This is a genomic window from Pseudomonas sp. HY13-MNA-CIBAN-0226, assembly GCF_040310305.1.
Lineage (GTDB): Bacteria > Pseudomonadota > Gammaproteobacteria > Pseudomonadales > Pseudomonadaceae > Aquipseudomonas > Aquipseudomonas gregormendelii.
The window spans coordinates 61,633-78,536 of record NZ_JBEOPS010000003.1; the positions used below are offsets into that span (position 1 = coordinate 61,633).

General features: G+C 60.5%; 14 protein-coding genes. 3 read left to right on the forward strand and 11 right to left on the reverse strand.

Going from position 1 to position 16,904, the window contains the following annotated elements:
- Positions 1-95 precede the first annotated feature (95 nt).
- Positions 96-1,745, reverse strand: a complete 1,650-nt coding sequence (locus tag AAEZ05_RS04130; RefSeq protein ID WP_350646677.1) for a hypothetical protein — start codon at positions 1,743-1,745, stop codon at positions 96-98.
- Positions 1,746-2,044: 299 nt separating this feature from the next.
- Between AAEZ05_RS04130 and AAEZ05_RS04135 the strand changes: the two genes are divergently transcribed.
- Positions 2,045-2,764: a FadR/GntR family transcriptional regulator gene (locus AAEZ05_RS04135; RefSeq protein WP_350646678.1), complete on the forward strand. Its 720-nt coding sequence runs from the start codon at positions 2,045-2,047 to the stop codon at positions 2,762-2,764.
- Between the two features lie 198 nt (positions 2,765-2,962).
- Here AAEZ05_RS04135 and AAEZ05_RS04140 read toward each other — a convergent pair whose 3' ends face one another.
- The 8 genes from AAEZ05_RS04140 to AAEZ05_RS04175 all read right to left on the reverse strand — a co-directional run bounded on the left by AAEZ05_RS04140 (position 2,963) and on the right by AAEZ05_RS04175 (position 13,418).
- Complete coding sequence (locus AAEZ05_RS04140) at positions 2,963-5,338, reverse strand: efflux RND transporter permease subunit (protein ID WP_502947756.1); 2,376 nt, start codon at positions 5,336-5,338, stop codon at positions 2,963-2,965.
- Between the two features lie 24 nt (positions 5,339-5,362).
- Entirely contained in the window at positions 5,363-6,415 is a 1,053-nt protein-coding gene (locus AAEZ05_RS04145) for a WD40/YVTN/BNR-like repeat-containing protein (RefSeq protein WP_350646680.1), read from the reverse strand.
- A gap of 485 nt (positions 6,416-6,900) precedes the next feature.
- Positions 6,901-9,558, reverse strand: coding sequence for an aminopeptidase N (pepN, locus tag AAEZ05_RS04150; RefSeq protein WP_350646681.1), 2,658 nt, complete (start codon positions 9,556-9,558; stop codon positions 6,901-6,903).
- Between the two features lie 10 nt (positions 9,559-9,568).
- Positions 9,569-10,399 (reverse strand): DUF2797 domain-containing protein, encoded by an 831-nt coding sequence (locus AAEZ05_RS04155; RefSeq protein ID WP_045061592.1) that lies wholly within the window; start codon positions 10,397-10,399, stop codon positions 9,569-9,571.
- On the reverse strand, positions 10,396-10,656 hold the full coding sequence (locus AAEZ05_RS04160) for a YeaC family protein (protein ID WP_045061593.1): 261 nt from the start codon (positions 10,654-10,656) through the stop codon (positions 10,396-10,398). Before AAEZ05_RS04160 ends, AAEZ05_RS04155 begins: the two co-directional genes overlap by 4 nt.
- A gap of 34 nt (positions 10,657-10,690) precedes the next feature.
- Complete coding sequence (locus tag AAEZ05_RS04165) at positions 10,691-11,560, reverse strand: rhomboid family intramembrane serine protease (protein ID WP_045061594.1); 870 nt, start codon at positions 11,558-11,560, stop codon at positions 10,691-10,693.
- Positions 11,557-12,528: a metallophosphoesterase gene (locus AAEZ05_RS04170; RefSeq protein ID WP_045061595.1), complete on the reverse strand. Its 972-nt coding sequence runs from the start codon at positions 12,526-12,528 to the stop codon at positions 11,557-11,559. The genes AAEZ05_RS04165 and AAEZ05_RS04170 overlap by 4 nt, the downstream gene beginning before the upstream one ends.
- The gene (locus tag AAEZ05_RS04175; protein WP_010459816.1) at positions 12,528-13,418 is read right to left on the reverse strand and encodes an NAD(+) kinase; all 891 of its coding nucleotides are present in this window, start codon (positions 13,416-13,418) and stop codon (positions 12,528-12,530) included. Before AAEZ05_RS04175 ends, AAEZ05_RS04170 begins: the two co-directional genes overlap by 1 nt.
- 112 nt (positions 13,419-13,530) lie before the next feature.
- Between AAEZ05_RS04175 and AAEZ05_RS04180 the strand changes: the two genes are divergently transcribed.
- Complete coding sequence (locus AAEZ05_RS04180; protein WP_045061596.1) at positions 13,531-14,481, forward strand: DUF1853 family protein; 951 nt, start codon at positions 13,531-13,533, stop codon at positions 14,479-14,481.
- A gap of 54 nt (positions 14,482-14,535) precedes the next feature.
- Here AAEZ05_RS04180 and AAEZ05_RS04185 read toward each other — a convergent pair whose 3' ends face one another.
- Entirely contained in the window at positions 14,536-15,819 is a 1,284-nt protein-coding gene (locus AAEZ05_RS04185; RefSeq protein WP_045061597.1) for an arsenic transporter, read from the reverse strand.
- Between the two features lie 75 nt (positions 15,820-15,894).
- Positions 15,895-16,455, reverse strand: a complete 561-nt coding sequence (locus AAEZ05_RS04190) for an NADPH-dependent FMN reductase (protein ID WP_045061598.1) — start codon at positions 16,453-16,455, stop codon at positions 15,895-15,897.
- Between the two features lie 175 nt (positions 16,456-16,630).
- Here AAEZ05_RS04190 and AAEZ05_RS04195 point away from each other — a divergent pair, with 175 nt between their 5' ends.
- Positions 16,631-16,891, forward strand: coding sequence for a hypothetical protein (locus tag AAEZ05_RS04195; protein WP_045061599.1), 261 nt, complete (start codon positions 16,631-16,633; stop codon positions 16,889-16,891).
- Positions 16,892-16,904: the final 13 nt, after the last annotated feature.

Sequence of the window (16,904 nt, forward strand, 5' to 3'; positions counted from 1 at the left end):
AGTACGGTTTTAGTCTGAGTGCCACGTCGAGACGTCATATGTGAAGACAGCAAGGCAGGCGTCATCCTGCATCACGTGCAGCGCCAACGAATCGTTCATCGTTTACCAAGCGGGAATGGGTGCCCCGAGCTTTCTACCAACCACAAAAATAACGCACGTACTAGCGGCACCCCCTTAAGACGCGCGGGCTTTTTAACGGGAGGCTTGAGCACCTCCGCCTCTGGGTTCTCGATGCCTTGATCGACGGACGCTGGCTTTTCAACGTGGTGGTTGAACACTGACACCTTCGAAGCATCTGCGCGTTCGTAGGTTGCCTCCCCGCTGTTGGTGCGCCCGTAGCTGGGCGCAAGCATTTCATCCAGTTGGTTGAGGTCGTCCCGTTCCGACGCCTCTGCGCGCTTGTAGGCTTCCTCCCCGCTGTTGGTGCGCCCGTAGCTGGGCGCAAGCGTCTTATTCCGCTGGTTGAGGTCGCCGCGTTCCGACGCCTCTGCGCGTTCGTAGGCCTCCTCCCCGCTGTCGGTGCGCCCGTAGCTGGGCGCAAGCGTCTTATTCCGCTGGTTGAGGTCGCCCCGTTCCGAGATCCGTACGCCACGCTGCTGTACGCCGGGAACCCCTGCCGGGGCCGGAACGGCAGCATGTTCACGGTCTTCAAACGGCAGAAAATTGGAAGCCTGAACATCAAGGGCGGCGTCGGGCGCCGGCTGCAAACTCGCCATGACCTCTTTGTATAACCAATACACGGCGAGGGTTGCAGTAGTGCCTGCTGCCCCCATAGCAATGGCGAGGCGCGGTTTGCGAGTTCCCAGCGCAATGCGTGCTAAGACAGCCGATACCGTCGATACCGCCGATGACAAGTCGGGGAGAAACCCCTCACTTTCACTTGCATCAACTTCGATTGATATATCCTCTGCCATAGTCCCGGACGGCCAGGACCCCGTCGCCTGTTGTTTATTCCCAATCGGCTTGTGCGGACCTTCCTCTGTCAGTGCCCCGCCATGGGCCGGCCACTGGGATGAATCCTCGGAACCGGGTGCAGGCGAACCCTGATGCACAGCTCCCTGGATCTGTTGGCTGCTGGCGTTGCCAGCGCAGTGCTCGTTGATCCCGACGCTATGCTTCGGCTGCGTCATAGACAGAAGTAACTGATACACCGCCTCCATCGTCTGCTTCCAGCACGCGGCCTGCGACGAGACCCCTTGCTGATGAACCGCTGCGCGCGTGTAGTTTCGGAACCGAATTCGCTTAATAACTTCTTCTGCCGTCCGATGGCCGGACTGGATTTCTTTGTCGAGTCCTTGCAGGACTTTTACAAACTCGACTGCAGAAGGAGCGTCGAGCATCTTTTCTACTATGCCGTCGATAGCCCAGTGTAAACCCTTGGTATCGACCCCCAGCTCCTTTAGATGCAATTTGACGCAGAAATGGAGAGAGTCCTTTGCGAGCAAGTAGCCGGGCTGAGAGCACGGGAGTTCGCTCAGAACCTTGTCGGAGGAGGAGCTCTCATCTTGGAAGATGTTGTGGCGTCGAAGCAAATCCGCCAACTCTTCCTGCGGAGTTTCACTGGTCTTGAAGGGTGAAGTCACAGGCTGACGGGCGCGCCAAGCAAAGCCGCTACCTGCTTCGCCACATCCGTTCCCTGTAGTCACAAGCTCCAGCCTCAGGTCGGTAGACGACGGGACGGCCTCCATGGACAATTTAATGGGGCCTGTTGTATGACTCAACGATGTAGCATTAACAGCGATCATGATACCTCTCCTGAGTTGGGGTGCTTCGATCAAGACCTGTTCTGTGCGGGAGCCACCCTCACCAACGACAGGCACAGCAATTAAGCGCCAGCGCCCAGGCCGCTTTTTTCAAAAAACGCTCGAACTCCACGTGACCGACGTGCAGATGTGTAACTTGAAAACTCCAGGCACGGCGGCCCACACCCACCCACCCTGCAGGCGCAAGCTCGCACACATTGGTTCTGCATCTGATTCAGGACCTTCTCCCCGCCTGCTATGATGCGCAACACCTCCGCCCGCCCAGGACCGCGTCGCTCGCCATGGATTACCGCAAACCCTCCGACCGCAAAAGCATGCATTCGCGCATCGTCCAGGACCTGGGCATGCAGATCGTCTCCGGACGCTTCAAGCCCGACGACAAACTGCCCGCCGAAGCGCTGTTGTGCGAAGAGTACGCGGTCAGTCGCCCGGTATTGCGCGAAGCCACCCGGGTGCTGGTCGCCAAGGGCCTGGTGTATTCCCGGCCGCGAGTCGGCACGGTGGTGAAGGCGCGCAAGGAATGGCACATGCTCGATCCGGATGTGTTGCATTGGCTGATGCAAAGCAGCCCGCAGAATGAATTCTTCGACCTGTTGACCAGCGTGCGCAGCATCATCGAACCGGCTGCGGCCGCCCTCGCTGCGCAGCACGCCACCGATGCGGACATCGACGCCATCGGTGAGGCTTACCAACGCATGGAAGCGGCTCCTACGCCTGAAGCGTTGTTGCAACCGGATCTGGATTTCCACAGCCGCATCGCCGACGCCACCCACAATGACTTGCTGGCGAACCTGTGCAATATGCTGTCGGTGGCGATTGGCGAAGCGTTGAAGCATTCCAACCAGCGACCGAACCTGCATGAGCTGGCATTGCCACGGCACAAGGCGATTCTGACGGCGATCGAGAATCGGGATGCGCTGGGGGCGCGGCATGCGACATTGGTGCAGCTGGATGATGCGCGTAGTGCGTTGAATGTGGTGCTTGGCACGGAATTGTCGTAGAGCAAAGTCAAAAGATCGTCCGAACGCGGCCCGAGCCTGCGGCAGCTCCTACATAGACCAGGTACACCCGCAATTCGGCGTTGCATGCAATCCTTGTAGGAGCTGCCGCAGGCTCGGGCCGCGTTCGGACGATCTTTTGATCTTGGCGCCCACAAAAAAGCCGCAACCTGAGTTGCGGCTTTTTTGTTCAGCGATGGATCAGTGAGCGAACAGCGAGTTGCCCTTCTGCCCCGCCAGTTTCTCCGGTTTGATCAGGAATCGCGCCAGCGCCGGCAACAGCCACAGCGCGCCGAACATGTTCCAGAGCAACATGAAGGTCAGCATCAGGCCCATGTCGGCCTGGAACTTGATGGCGGAGAAGATCCAGGTGCACACGCCAATCGCCAGGCACAGGCCGGTGAACAGCACCGCTTTACCGGTGGACTTCAGTGTCTGGTAATACGCCTCTTGCAACGGCAGGCCGGCACGCAGGAAGCTTTCCAGGCGGCTGTAGATGTAGATCCCGTAGTCAACGCCAATCCCCACACCCAGCGCCACCACCGGCAGCGTTGCGACTTTCACGCCGATGCCCATGAAGGCCATCAGGGCGTTGCCCAGTACCGACGTCAGCACCAGCGGCAACACGATGCACAAGGTCGCCGCCCAGGAACGGAAGGTGATCATGCACATGGTCGCGACGCAGATGTAGACGAGGATCAGGATGGTCAGCTCCGACTCCTTGATGACTTCGTTGGTCGCCGCTTCGATCCCGGCATTGCCGGCCGCCAGGATGAATTCCAGGCCGTCCTTGTTGTTTTCCTTGGCGAACTCCTGCACCGCATACACCGCGCGGTCGAGGGTCTCGGCCTTGTGGTCGTTGAGGAACACCAATACCGGCGCCAGGGAGCAGCTGTTGTTGTACAGCCCATCGGCCCGGGCGATGGAGTTGTTCAATACATCCGGATTACGTGACAGGGTTTCCCATTTCAGGTTGCCCTCGTTCATGCCCTTGATCATCTGCTTGGACACGGTCACCAGCGAGATCGCCGACTGCACGCCCTCGGTGTTTTGCATCTTCCACATCAGCTCGTCGATAGGCGCCATGGCTTCATAGCGCGAGCAACCCTCGGACTTGGTCTTGACCATCACCACCAATACATCGGAGCTGGTGGAGTAATTGCTGATGATGAAGTTGTTGTCCTTGTTGTAGCGCGAGTCCGGACGCAGTTCCGGTGCGCCCTGGTCGAGATCACCGATTTTCAGGTTCTGGCTGTACCAGAGGCCGCCACCGAAAGCGATCAGGGCCAGGACAATCGAGATCGGCGCGACTTTCGGGCTGGCAAAGTTCGACAGCAGGCGCCAGAACGGGTGTTCGCGGTTTGCGTCCTTCTTGCTGCGCTCCACGGCGCGCTTGCTGATACCGACGTAGGAAATAGCCACTGGCAGCAGGATCAAATTGGTAAACACGATCACGGCCACGCCGATCGACGCGCCGATCGCCAGCTCGCGAATGACCCCGATGTCGATGATCAACAGCGTGATGAAACCCACCGCGTCCGCGAGAATCGCGATCATCCCCGGCAGGAACAACTGGCGGAACGTGCGCCGCGCAGCGGTCAGGGCGTTGTCCGCCTCGCTCGATTGCAAGGCGATGCCGTTGATCTTCTGCACGCCATGGGAGATCCCGATGGCGAAGATCAGGAACGGTACCAGCATGGAATACGGGTCAAGCCCGAAGCCGAAGAAGTGCATCAACCCGAGCTGCCAGACCACCGCGACCAGCGTCGTGCTCAATACCGCCACGGTGCTGCGCATGCAGTTGGTGAACCAGTACAGCAGGATCATGGTGATGACGAAGGCCACGCCGAAGAACATTACCACCATCACCAGCCCGTCGATCAGGTCGCCGACTTTCTTGGCGAAACCGACGATGTGGATCTGTACGTTGGGGTTCTGTTTCTCGAACTTGTCGCGGATCTTGTCTTCCAGCTCGTGGGAGAACTTGCGGTAGTCCAGGGCCAGCAGCTTGCCCTGGTCCTGCGGGTCCGGGTAGGACTCCAGCAACGGGATATCGACGATGCTGGACTTGAAGTCGTTGGCCACCAGGCGCCCGACTTGCCCGGACTTGAGCACGTTGTTGCGCAGCAGGTCGAGGCTTTCCTGGGAACCGTTGTAGCTCTGCGGGATCACTTCCCCCCCGGCAAAGCCTTCTTCTGTCACCTCGGTCCAGCGCACGCTGGGGCTCCACAACGACTTGAGGCCGGAACGGTCGACGCCGGAAATGTAGAACACTTCGTCGTTGATCTGGCGCAGGGTCTCCATGTATTCCTTGGAGAAGATGTCGCCGTCAGTGGCTTCGACGGAAATGCGTACCGTGTTGCCCAGGTTGGCCAGGTCGTTGCGATGCTCCATCATTTTCTGGATGAAAGGATGTTCCAGGGGGATCATCTTTTCGAAACTGGTGGACGGTCGAATCAGCGTCGCCTGCCAGAACAGGAAAATGCTGACCAGCAGGCAGATCGTGATCACTGCCGGGCGGTTGTTGAAAATCAGGCGCTCGAGGAACGTCGCCTTGTCCTGGTGATGACTACTCATGGATGTCATAGCTCCGCCTTCTTGTTATTTGCCCAGCTCGGCGCCGGTTAGCGAAGTAGCGCGAACGCCGCCCTGTCCTGCCAGAATCAGATTGCCATTGCCCGCCGCTGTCACCGCCGAGACGGAGATGCGGTCAGGGCGATTGAACACACTGAAGGTTTCGCCGTTGTCGGTGCTGCGCACCACACTGCCGCCGTTGCCGACGATGACGATGGAGCCGTCGTCGAGCAAGGTCGCACCGGACAAGCCGAACTCCAGCATGCCCCGGGTGGCCTGCAGTTGAACCGGCTCCCAGGTGGTGCCGAAATCGATGGAGCGAAACAGATTGCCGCGCAGGCCGTAGGCCAACAGGGTGTTGGCTTGAGCGGTACCGATCACGCCAAACAGCGAGCCTTCGTATGGGCCTTCGAGTCTTTCCCAGGTCTGGCCCCAGTCGGCAGAACGGAACATGCTGCCCTGCTCGCCCACGATGAACAGGCCGGCATCCTTGACGGCGGCAATGCCATTGAGGTGGAACTGGTCTTCGTTATCCAGGCGATCGCTGACATCTTCCCAGTGCTTGCCACCATCGCTCGTGGCCAGCAGCGCGCCGTAGGCGCCCACGGCGAAGCCGCTGTTGGCGTCCTGGAACCAGACGTCGAGCAGCGGCGATTCACGTTTGAGGTCTTCGAACTGTTTGGTCCAGGTCACTCCCCCGTCTTCACTGGCGAGGATCTGCGCGTCATGGCCGACCGCCCAGCCATGCTGGTCGTCGACGAAGAACACCGAGGTCAGCAGTTGCCGGGTTGGCACCTTGGCCTGGGTCCAGGTGGTGCCCTGGTCATCGGAATACAGGATGTGCCCGCGATCGCCAACGGCCACCAGGCGCTTGCCGGCGTGCACGACGTCGAGCATCAGGCTTTTGCTGGCCCTGGCCGATTCAACGGAATAAACAACGTCGGATGCCGACGCGGCAGCGGCCAACACAGGCGCCGACCACAGGCCACAGCCCAACAGCGAGAGCGCTGTAGCCAGCAACGCGATTTTGCGCAATGCCGGCGGGCGGCAGTTGCCCACACCCATGACAGGCTCACTCATAGACCTTTCCCCCATTATTATTGTTAGGTCGTTCAACCCTTCAGGGCGCCGTAAGGGTGCTCATGCTGATTGCCTGTTCTGGAGCATAGTCCTGAAATGCGCAATCTAGAGCCCCTTCGGAAGCTGGCTTATCCTATCGGGGTTTGGAAAGGTCTGACAATCGACGCCGCGTTATCTTTTGTTAACTGGCGGGATAAGGGGTGCGGGTGAATGCCAGGGTATTGAAAGAGGTGATAACCCCCCCTGTAGGAGCTGCCGAAGGCTGCGATCTTTTGATCTTGATCTTCGGCAATCTCAGGCCCGCCAAAGCAAGATCAAAAGATCGCAGCCTTCGGCAGCTCCTACAGGGGTACAGTTCAGCGAGGAATCAGGGACAGAGTGCGGAGGGATATCACGGACAAAGTGCAGCGGGATATCACGGGTAGAGTGCAGTGGGATATCAGGGCCAGATTGCCGCAGGATATGGTTATCCTGCGGCATCGGGATCAGGCCAGGCTTTTGCTGACCACCTCAAACACATCGCTGGACAGCTGGCCCGAGGCGCGAATGCGCTCCAGTTCGCCTTTCATCAGCGCCTGGCGGGCCTCGTCGTATTTGCGCCAGCGGGTCAGCGGCGCCAGTTGCCGGGAGGCGATCTGTGGGTTGAAGCCGTTCAGCTCGATCACCAGATCCGCGAGGAAACGATAGCCAGAACCATCGGCCGCGTGGAAGTTGATCAGGTTCTGCCCGGCAAATGCACCGATCAGGGCGCGGACCTTGTTCGGGTTCTTGATGTTGAACGCCGGATGTTGCATCAACGCCTTCACCCGCTCCAGGCCGCCCGGTAACGGGCTGCCGGCCTGGACGCTGAACCACTGGTCCATGACCAGGGGATTGTCCTTGAAGTGCTCGGCAAAGCTCGCCAGGGCCAGGGCCTTCTGTTCTTCGAATGGCGAGTTGACCAGTACCGCCAGCGCCGTCAGGCGCTCGGTCATGTTGTCGCTGGCCTCGAACTGCTCCAGGGTCGCGGCCAAGACTTCGGCTTTTTCACTGAGCATCAGGTAGGACAGCGCGATGTTTTGCAGGGCACGACGCGCGAAGTGTTCGGCTTCGGCAACGTAGGGCGTGTTCTTCGACAGGTCACGGTTGGCCTGGTAACGCAGCCACAGCGGCTCGAACAGGTTGTTCGCCAACTGCTCGCGGGCAAACTCCCGGGCGGCATGGATGGCGTCGACGTCGGCCACTTCACTGATTTCCGTCAGGTAGGCTTCGCCTGGCAGCGAGAGCATCTCGGCGACCATGGCCTGGTCCAGTGTTTCGTCGGTCAGCACGCTGTGCAAGGCTGTAATCAGACGCTGGTCGAGCACCAGCGCTTCACCTTTCTGGTAATCGCCAATCAGTTCCTGCAGCACCTGCACCGACAATTGCTGGCCGGCTTCCCAACGGTTGAAACCGTCAGTGTCATGCTGCATGAGGAACATCAGTTGATCGCGGCTGTAGGGGAAGCTCAGCTTCACCGGCGCCGAGAACCCGCGCAGCAGCGAAGGCAGGGGTTGTTCGGCGATGTCGACAAAGGTGAACGTCTGTTCGGCTTCGGTCACCGAAATAACCCGCGAAGTACCCTGGGCACTGGCTTCGCCCTGCAGACGCAGGGCGATTTCGCCGCCCTGGCTGTCCAGCAGGCCCAACTCGACCGGGATCACGAAGGGCAGTTTCTCGACCTTGTCGGGGGTGGCCGGGCAGCTCTGGCGGAAGGTCAGGCAGTAGGTTTTCGCGGCGGCATCGTAAGACTCGCTCACGGTCAGGCGCGGGGTGCCAGCCTGGCTGTACCAGCGTTTGAACTGGGTCAGGTCGACTCCGTTGGCGTCTTCCATCGCCTTGATGAAATCGTCGCAGGTCACGGCCTGGCCGTCATGGCGTTCGAAGTACAGATCGCTGCCTTTGCGGAAGCCTTCGGCACCGAGCAGGGTGTGGATCATGCCCACCACCTCCGAGCCTTTTTCGTAAACGGTCAGGGTGTAGAAGTTGGAAATCTCGATGAAGCTGTCCGGGCGCACGGCATGGGCCATTGGGCCGGCATCTTCGGCGAACTGGTGGGTACGCAGGTAGGCCACGTCCTGGATGCGCTTGACCGTGGCCGAGTTCATGTCGGCGGAGAAACCGGAATCGCGGAATACGGTGAAGCCTTCCTTGAGCGACAGCTGGAACCAGTCACGGCAGGTCACGCGGTTGCCCGACCAGTTGTGAAAGTATTCGTGGGCGACAATCGCCTCGACGCGCTGGTGAGCGGCGTCGGTCGCGGTCTCGGCCCGGGCCAGCACGGCGCTGGAGTTGAAGATGTTGAGGCCCTTGTTTTCCATGGCGCCCATGTTGAAGTCGTTCACCGCGACAATCATGAAGATGTCCAGGTCGTACTCGCGACCATAGACTTCTTCGTCCCAGCGCATGGACTTCTTCAGGCTGTTCATGGCGTGCTGGCACTTGTCGATGTTTTCCGGCTCGACGTAGATGCGCAGCGCCACGGAACGGCCGGTCATGGTGGTGAACGTGTCTTCGACGCACCACAGGTCACCGGCCACCAGCGCGAACAGGTACGCCGGCTTCATGAACGGGTCTTCCCAGGTTGCCCAGTGCCGGCCGTCTTCGTCAGAGCCTGAAGCGATCGGGTTGCCGTTGGACAGCAGCACCGGGTAGCTGTGCTGCTCCGCCATTACCGTGGTGGTGAACTTGCTCATCACGTCCGGGCGGTCGAGGTAATAGGTGATCTTGCGGAAACCCTCGGCCTCGCACTGGGTGCAGAACATGCCGCTGGATTTGTACAGGCCTTCCAGGGCGGTGTTGGTTTCCGGGTGGATCCGCACGCTGGTGTCGACCGTGAACGCAGGGCTGGTCGGGTGCAGGGTCAGATGATTTTCGGTCAGCTGGTAATCGCTCTCGCTCAACTCGCTGTCAGCCAGGGCGACCGACAGCAGTTCCAGCTGCTGGCCATCCAGCACCAGCGGCGGCAGGCCGGGGCCGCGCTCGGGGTTACGGCGCATCACCAGTTGCGCATGGACCAGGCTGTGGTCCTCGAACAACTCGAAGGTCAGGTGCGTCTCGTCGATCAGGTACTCGGGCGCCTGATAGTCCTTCAGGTAGATCATCTTCGGTTGTTCGGTGCGCATGCTGGAGTCCTTACTGATGCACGGCGAGCTGATAAGCCGTGTATTTACGAATATTGATGACGCCGGTGTCGAAGATCAGGTATTGGCCCTTGATCCCCAGCAGCGTGCCTTCGGCAATCGGGTTCTTGTCCAGGTTGAAGCTGACGATCTTGGCCGGGTATTGCTCGACCGGATAGTGGATTTCAATGGGCTCCACGTCGGCAATGGTCTGGATCGCCTGCAGGCCGAATCGTTCCTGCAAACCTTGCAGGCCCTCGGCGCAGCTGTCGAACAACTGGTCACGGATTTGCGCCAGGTCCACGGACACTGCCTCGCCCTTGAGTAAAGCACGCCAGTTGGTCTTGTCCGCGACCTGACTGCGGAACAGGTCCTCGACGAATCCCGATTGCTGGCGGGTCGACGCCCGCATGATCGGTAATGCCTGGCGCGCGCCCTGATCGATCCAGCGGGTCGGCAGCTGGGTGGCGCGGGTAATCCCCACTTTCACCCCTGACGAGTTGGACAGGTAGACGATGTGATCGGTCATGCAGAACGTCTGGCCCCACTCCGGATCACGGCAGGTGCCGGCGTCGAAGTGGCAACGTTCGGGGCTCATGATGCACAGGTCACACTGGGCCAGTTTGGTCATGCACGGGTAGCAGTAGCCCTGGCTGAAGCTGGTCTTGGTCTTGCGTCCGCAATGGGAGCAATGGATCGCCCCCAGGTACTCCAGGCGTACTGTGGTGCCGATCAACGGATTGACCGGCACCTCGGCATCCCCCAGACGAAACGCGTACTGCACATTCGGCCCGTCCAGGCGCGCCGACATCTTGCTGATTGCACCGCGGCCAATCTCGATCAATGGATGGCATCCGACTTGAACAGGATATTGGGCACTTCAATCGACTTGGAACTGCACTCCTGCGGGCCCATGTAGCCAGTGCGCTGCTCTTCAGGCAGGTTCTGGATTTCCCAGGCGATCATCGCCTGCAGCGACAATTCCCGTTGTTCGGCGGTGAGTTTGCCACCATCGGACCATTTGCCGATTTCCACCGCCAGTTTCAGGCTTTCGTAGATATCGGGGGTGATGTTCTTGATCATTTCGTTAAAAGAGGACATTGGGTCTCCGCGCTCTTTATTCACAGCAAAAAATTCAGGCGGCCAGTTTACGGCGGTTGTACAAACCGCCCAACAGGCCTGTGAAGCATCCGATGAGTAACCCGCCGACGTGGGCGGCGTTGGCAATTTCGCCGAAGCCGATCATCGAGACCAGCCCGGACAGGCACAGCACCAGCCATACCAGCATCATCACCAGCACGCCGCGCGGCAGGCGATACGCCGGGTTGGGCGACAGCAACTGGAAGATCCAGCAGTGCCCGAGCAGGCCGTACAGCACCCCCGATAAGCCGCCGAACAGGGTCGGGCCGCTGAACAGGTACTGCGCGTAATTGGACACCAGGCTGAACAGCAGCGTCAGGCCGACCAGGTTGATGCTGCCCTGGCGCGACTCTATGCGCCGTCCCAGCTCCCAGTACCACATGCCGTTCATGGCCAGGTGCAGGATGCCGAAGTGGATCAGCATCGGTGTCACCAGGCGCCACCACTGCCCTGCCGCGAGGCTGTCCGCCAGCGGCACGAAGTGGATGTACTCGCCGACGATGCGGAAATCAAGGAAGGTCAGCCAGCGCATCGTACCGAGGTTTTCCCCCAGCAGCGTGACCGCGCCAACGATGATACTCAGCAGCAACACCAGAGCCGTGGCCTTGGCGTAGCGCAGTTGCTCGACAAAACCCGGCCGATGAAGGGGTTGTGCTTGCGGGATATCCAGTTGCTGGTCGGGGTCGCCGGCAGGAAAACGCTCGTAGAGTGAGCGCACGTCCTCGCTGATGTTGGCCGGCACCCAGAGCACCTGCTCACCCGCCTCCTCGCTGACCCGGTGCGGCACCTGCATGCGCTGCAGCAGCTTGACGAATCCGCTCAGGTCCACCGCCAACGGCAGGCGCAATACGGCCACCGTACTCATTGCAACACCTCCGGCCGCTCGACATCGACCCAGACGAACTTGTTCGGATCGAGGCGGGTTTCCTGGTCCAGGCGATAGGCGACCAGTTTGCCGTAAAGCACCGCGCTGTAATCCAGGCAGGCCAGGTTCGGGCGAATCGGTGCCGGTTTGCCGCTGCGCCAGTAATGCCCGACGAACAGCAACGGCTCGTGCGCACCATAGCGCAGCAGATTGGTTTTTTCGGAAGAGGACAGCGGCGTCCGGGCTACCGGATCAGGCAAGGCGTCAGGCTGGAACACAATGTCTCCGTAGGTTTGCGGGTCGTCTTCCCAGAACTTGGTGCGAAAGAACGAACGCGTCAGGCCATCGCCGCTGGTCATGGTCAAGCCATCGGGCAGGCGCATGTCAGTGCCGCGCAACAGCCGGTCGAACACGGTGCAGGCAAAACTGCCGGGCACGGCCGACGCCTGGAGGAAATGCTCATCGACGCAGCCGTTGGGGAACAGCGCCCGCAGCGGCTCGATCAGGCCGGCATCCCAACAGGCATGCACCACCCTGAAACGCCCGGCATCGACGAACAGCGGCATTTCGTAAAACCATTGCAGGAAGTCGTGCCAGTCCGCCGGATGGTCCTCGAACTGGGTCAGGGTTTCATGCAGCAATCGTGCGTGGCGCGGTGTGTGCTCGCGCACGAACTGCTTGCCGCTGCCCGGCAGCGCCGGCGTGCTCCAGCCCAGGGCGTTGAACTCGTGATTACCCATGATGCACAGCGCCTGGCCAGCTTCGACCATGTCATGGACGATGTGCAGGGCCTCGCGAATGCGCGGGCCGCGGTCGATGATATCGCCCACGAACACCGCCATGCGCGACGTGTGCCGCCAGACGCCACCGTGCTTTTGATAACCGAGCCGGTCGAGCAAGTGCTCAAGGGTCAGAGCGCAACCGTGCACGTCACCGATCAGGTCGTAGCTACGCGCGGGATCAAGCATCAGTCGCCTCCACCACCCAGCCGGCTGCCCCAGCCGAGCTTTGTCCGGCAGACTTCATAATAGTTATGGTCCAGCGGGTGGATCAGCCGCAGTTTCTGGGCCTTCTTGCTGATGGTGATGGTGTCACCCGGCGCGCAGGTGAAATGGTTCTGCCCATCACAGGAGACTTGCGGATAGATCTGCATATCCTTGGACACGACGATTTTCAGCTCACTGTTGCCATCGACCACAATTGGCCGTCCCGACAAGGTATGGGGGTACATCGGCACAATCACAATAGCGTCGAGCTTGGGGTGCATGATCGGGCCGCCCGCTGACAGCGCATACGCCGTAGACCCGGTCGGCGTGGCGACAATCAGGCCGTCGGCTTTCTGGCTGCAGACGAACTGGCCGTCGATGTACAGCTCGAACTCGATCATTCGCGTGGACTTGCCCGGGTGCAGCACCACGTCGTTCAGTGCATCGCCCTGACCGATGGCCTCGGCGTGCCGGCGGACTTCGGCCTGGAGCAGGAAGCGGTTTTCCACCAGGTAGTGGCCGTCGAGCACTTCGGCGACTTTCACTTCCAGCTCATCGGGGCGAATGTCGGTCAGGAAGCCCAGGCTGCCGCGGTTGATGCCCAACACCGGAATATTGTGTCGGGCCAGCGCCCGTGCAGCGCCGAGCAGGCTGCCGTCACCGCCGACCACAATCACCATGTCGCACACTTCGCCGAGCATCTTGCGCGATGAGGTCTGCAGGCCATGCCCTGGCAATACTTCGGCGATGGTGTCTTCCAGGATCACGTGCAGGTGACGATCGAGCAGGAAGCGTTTCAGTCGGCGAACGGTATCCAGCACCTGCGAACTGCCGAGGCGACCGATGATGCCGATATTACGAAATTGCTCCATGGGGCCCCTAGTGTCTGTGCCGGCGAAAAACACGATTATGGGCGAAACCCGGCCGCAGACAAAATCCTTTCAGCCACAAGGGGCTACTCGTGTTTCAGGCTATGCTCGCAAGATGATCCTATTTCCAGATTTGCTGCAGTTGCCCCACCAGCTACGCCATCCCGAGGTGCGCGACCTGGCGTGGGTCATTCTCGCGCCGCCGATGCTCAGCGAGACGCCATGGCCGCAGCGCCATCCGCTGGCCGGCAGCGACTGGGTGCAGGCGCCGCAGCACCTGGAAGACTGGCTGCGCCAGCTCGATCGTGACAGTTATGACTTGCTGCATTGGCTGGCCCAGGCCCGGACCCGGCGGCTGGGTTTGTATTACGAGCGCCTGTGGCAGTACGCAGTGCGCAATGCGCCCGGTATCGAGCTGATCGCAGCGAATCTGCCGATCCGCCGCGAGGGTCACACCTTGGGTGAGCTGGACATGCTGTTGCGCGATCGCGACGGTGTGCACCATCTGGAACTGGCGATCAAGCTGTACCTCGGCCCGCAGCATGGCGATGGCCGGGATACCGGGCAATGGCTGGGGCCCGGCTGTCACGACCGGCTGGACCGCAAGCTGGCGCACCTGAGCCAGCACCAGCTGCCCATTTCGGCGCGCCCGGAAAGCCGTGCCGTGTTGGCGGCCCTGGATATCCAGCAGTTCAGCGCGCACCTGTGGCTCGGCGGCTACTTGCTGTATCCCTGGCCGGGCACCGCCGAGCCACCCGGCGGCGCGCATCCCCACCATTTGCGTGGCAGCTGGCTGCATCAGAAAGACTGGGCGACATTCGTTACCCGGCGTCCCGGCGGACGCTGGCAGCCCCTGCCCCGCCATGCCTGGCTTGCGCCTGCGCACTACCCGGCAGAGCAGACCTGGAGCCAGGGGCAACTGGATGCCTGGTTGGGCGAGCTTGACCCGCAGGCACCGGCGCAGCTGCTGGTGCGGCTGGTGGAGAACGCCGCAGGGGATTGGGAGGAAGCCGAGCGGTTGTTTCTGGTGGCGGATCTTTGGCCGAATGTGCCGGGTGGTGGTTGAGTTTTTTGATGACCCCTGTGGGAGCGAGGCTTGCCCGCGATGGGGCCACCTCGGTCACAGGGTTAACCGCACCGCCAAAGCCGCCAGAGTCACCAGCAGCACCGGCACCGTCAGCACAATCCCCACCTTGAAGTAATACCCCCAACCGATCTTGATTCCCTTGCGTTCCAGTACATGCAGCCACAGCAAAGTGGCCAGGCTGCCGATGGGCGTGATCTTTGGCCCCAGGTCGCTGCCGATCACGTTGGCATAAATCATCGCCTCCTTCACGACACCGGTCGCCTGAGTGGCATCGATCGACAGCAGGCCGATCAACACCGTCGGCAGGTTGTTCATGATCGACGACAGCAGCGCCGTCAGCACGCCGGTACCCATCGCCGCGCCCCAGACGCCATACCCGGCAAAGCCGTCCAGCCAACCGGCCAGATAACCCGTGAGCCCGGCATTGCGCAGGCCATACACCACCAGGTACATGCCCAGGGAAAAGATCACGATATGCCAGGGAGCTTCCTTGAGGACCTTGCGGGTGGAGATCTTGTGGCCTTGCGCCGCAATCACCCAGAGCAGAGCCGCACAGACGGCAGAAATGGCACTGATCGGAATCCCCAGCGGCTCCAGGGCAAAACAGCCCACCAGCAAGATGACCAAGACCGCCCAGCCGGCATAAAAAGTCGCCTTGTCATGGATCGCACTGGCCGGCTCTTCCAGCTGTTCGGGGTCGTAATCCTTGGGGATGTCACGGCGGAAATACCACAGCAGCACACCCAGGGTGGCCAAGACGCTGACCAGGTTGACCGGCACCATCACCGCCGCGTAGCGGTTAAAACCGATGTTAAAGAAGTCGGCGGAGACGATGTTGACCAGGTTCGACACCACCAGCGGCAGGCTGGCCGTGTCGGCGATAAAGCCGGCGCCCATCACGAACGCCAGCGTCGCGGCAGGCGAAAACCGCAGTGCCAGCAACATGGAAATCACGATAGGCGTGAGAATCAGTGCAGCCCCGTCATTGGCGAACAACGCCGAGACCAGCGCACCGAGCAATACCATGAAGGCAAAAAGTTTGCGTCCGCTGCCGCGCCCCCACCGGGCGACATGCAGCGCCGCCCAGGCGAAGAACCCCGCCTCGTCCAGCAACAGGCTGATAATGATCAGTGCAATGAACGTCCCGGTGGCGTTCCAGATGATCTGCCACACCAGCAGGATATCGCTCCAGTGCACTGCGCCAAACACCAGTGCCAGCACGGCGCCCAGCACTGCACTCCAGCCGACACCCAGGCCTTTGGGTTGCCAGATCACCAGGGTAATGGTCAGCAGGAAAATCAGCGAGGCGGTGAGCATGCAGGAGCAGCCTTCAAAAATCGATGCAACATACAGGATCCCGAAGACCGCTCCTATCCCAATGAACGCTGTTTATCAGACCTTCTTGTGCTGCTCTACCCAGCGCCCGTAAGCGTCAATGAATTTCTGCAGAAACGGCTTCACCGACTCGGACAGCTTGCCCGCCTCATCAAACGCCGACCCCGCCCCACTCAGGTACGCTTCCGGTTGCTGCATGAGAGGCACGTCGAGAAACACCATGGACTGGCGCAGGTGATGATTGGCACCAAACCCGCCGATCGCCCCGGGAGACACGCTGATCACCGCACCAGGCTTGCCACTCCAGGCACTCTGCCCGTAGGGCCGCGAGCCCACGTCAATTGCGTTTTTCAGCGGGGCCGGTACAGAACGGTTGTATTCCGGAGTGACGAACAGCACCGCGTCGGATGAACTCACGTGTTGCCGGAAAGTACTGTAGGCTGCCGGCGGTGATTGACCATCAATGTCTTCGTTATAAAGCGCCAGGTCGCCGATTTCGACGATTTCCAGCTTGAGATTTGCCGGAGCCAGTTCAGCCAGGGCCAGTGCAACCTTGCGGTTGATCGATTCCTTTCTCAAGCTGCCGACCACAACGGCGACCTTATAGACATTGCTCATGGAAGATTCTCGACTGTTCAACGGAAAGAACCTGTAGTTATAGATGACGATTCACCCAGGACGCGACCGAAAATTCGCCCCTGCGACTATTTTTTTCTTGCAAGAAAACTTACTTCGCCCAAGCACGGTCTACACACCGCAAATTGAGTGATTTATCTCCAGAGGTTCTAAGCAGATGGCAGCAGTACTTGTCGGTCAGTTCCATGCAAGAGATGCGGAAGGCCGCGTCTATTCGGTGCATGAGTTCCAGGAATCCACCCCGTCGGCAGACGGCCTAACCGGCTCGGTGCCTGTCACCACCTACAAGCTGGCCATCGGCGACCGGGTCAAGAAGCTCGATGACAACCAGTTCCTGCTGATTCAATCGGATGTGACCATCGTTCGCGAGCCGGATACCTACGTCGGCAAGCTGCCGGAAACGAACGTCGCCTCATAACCTGCCGTTATGA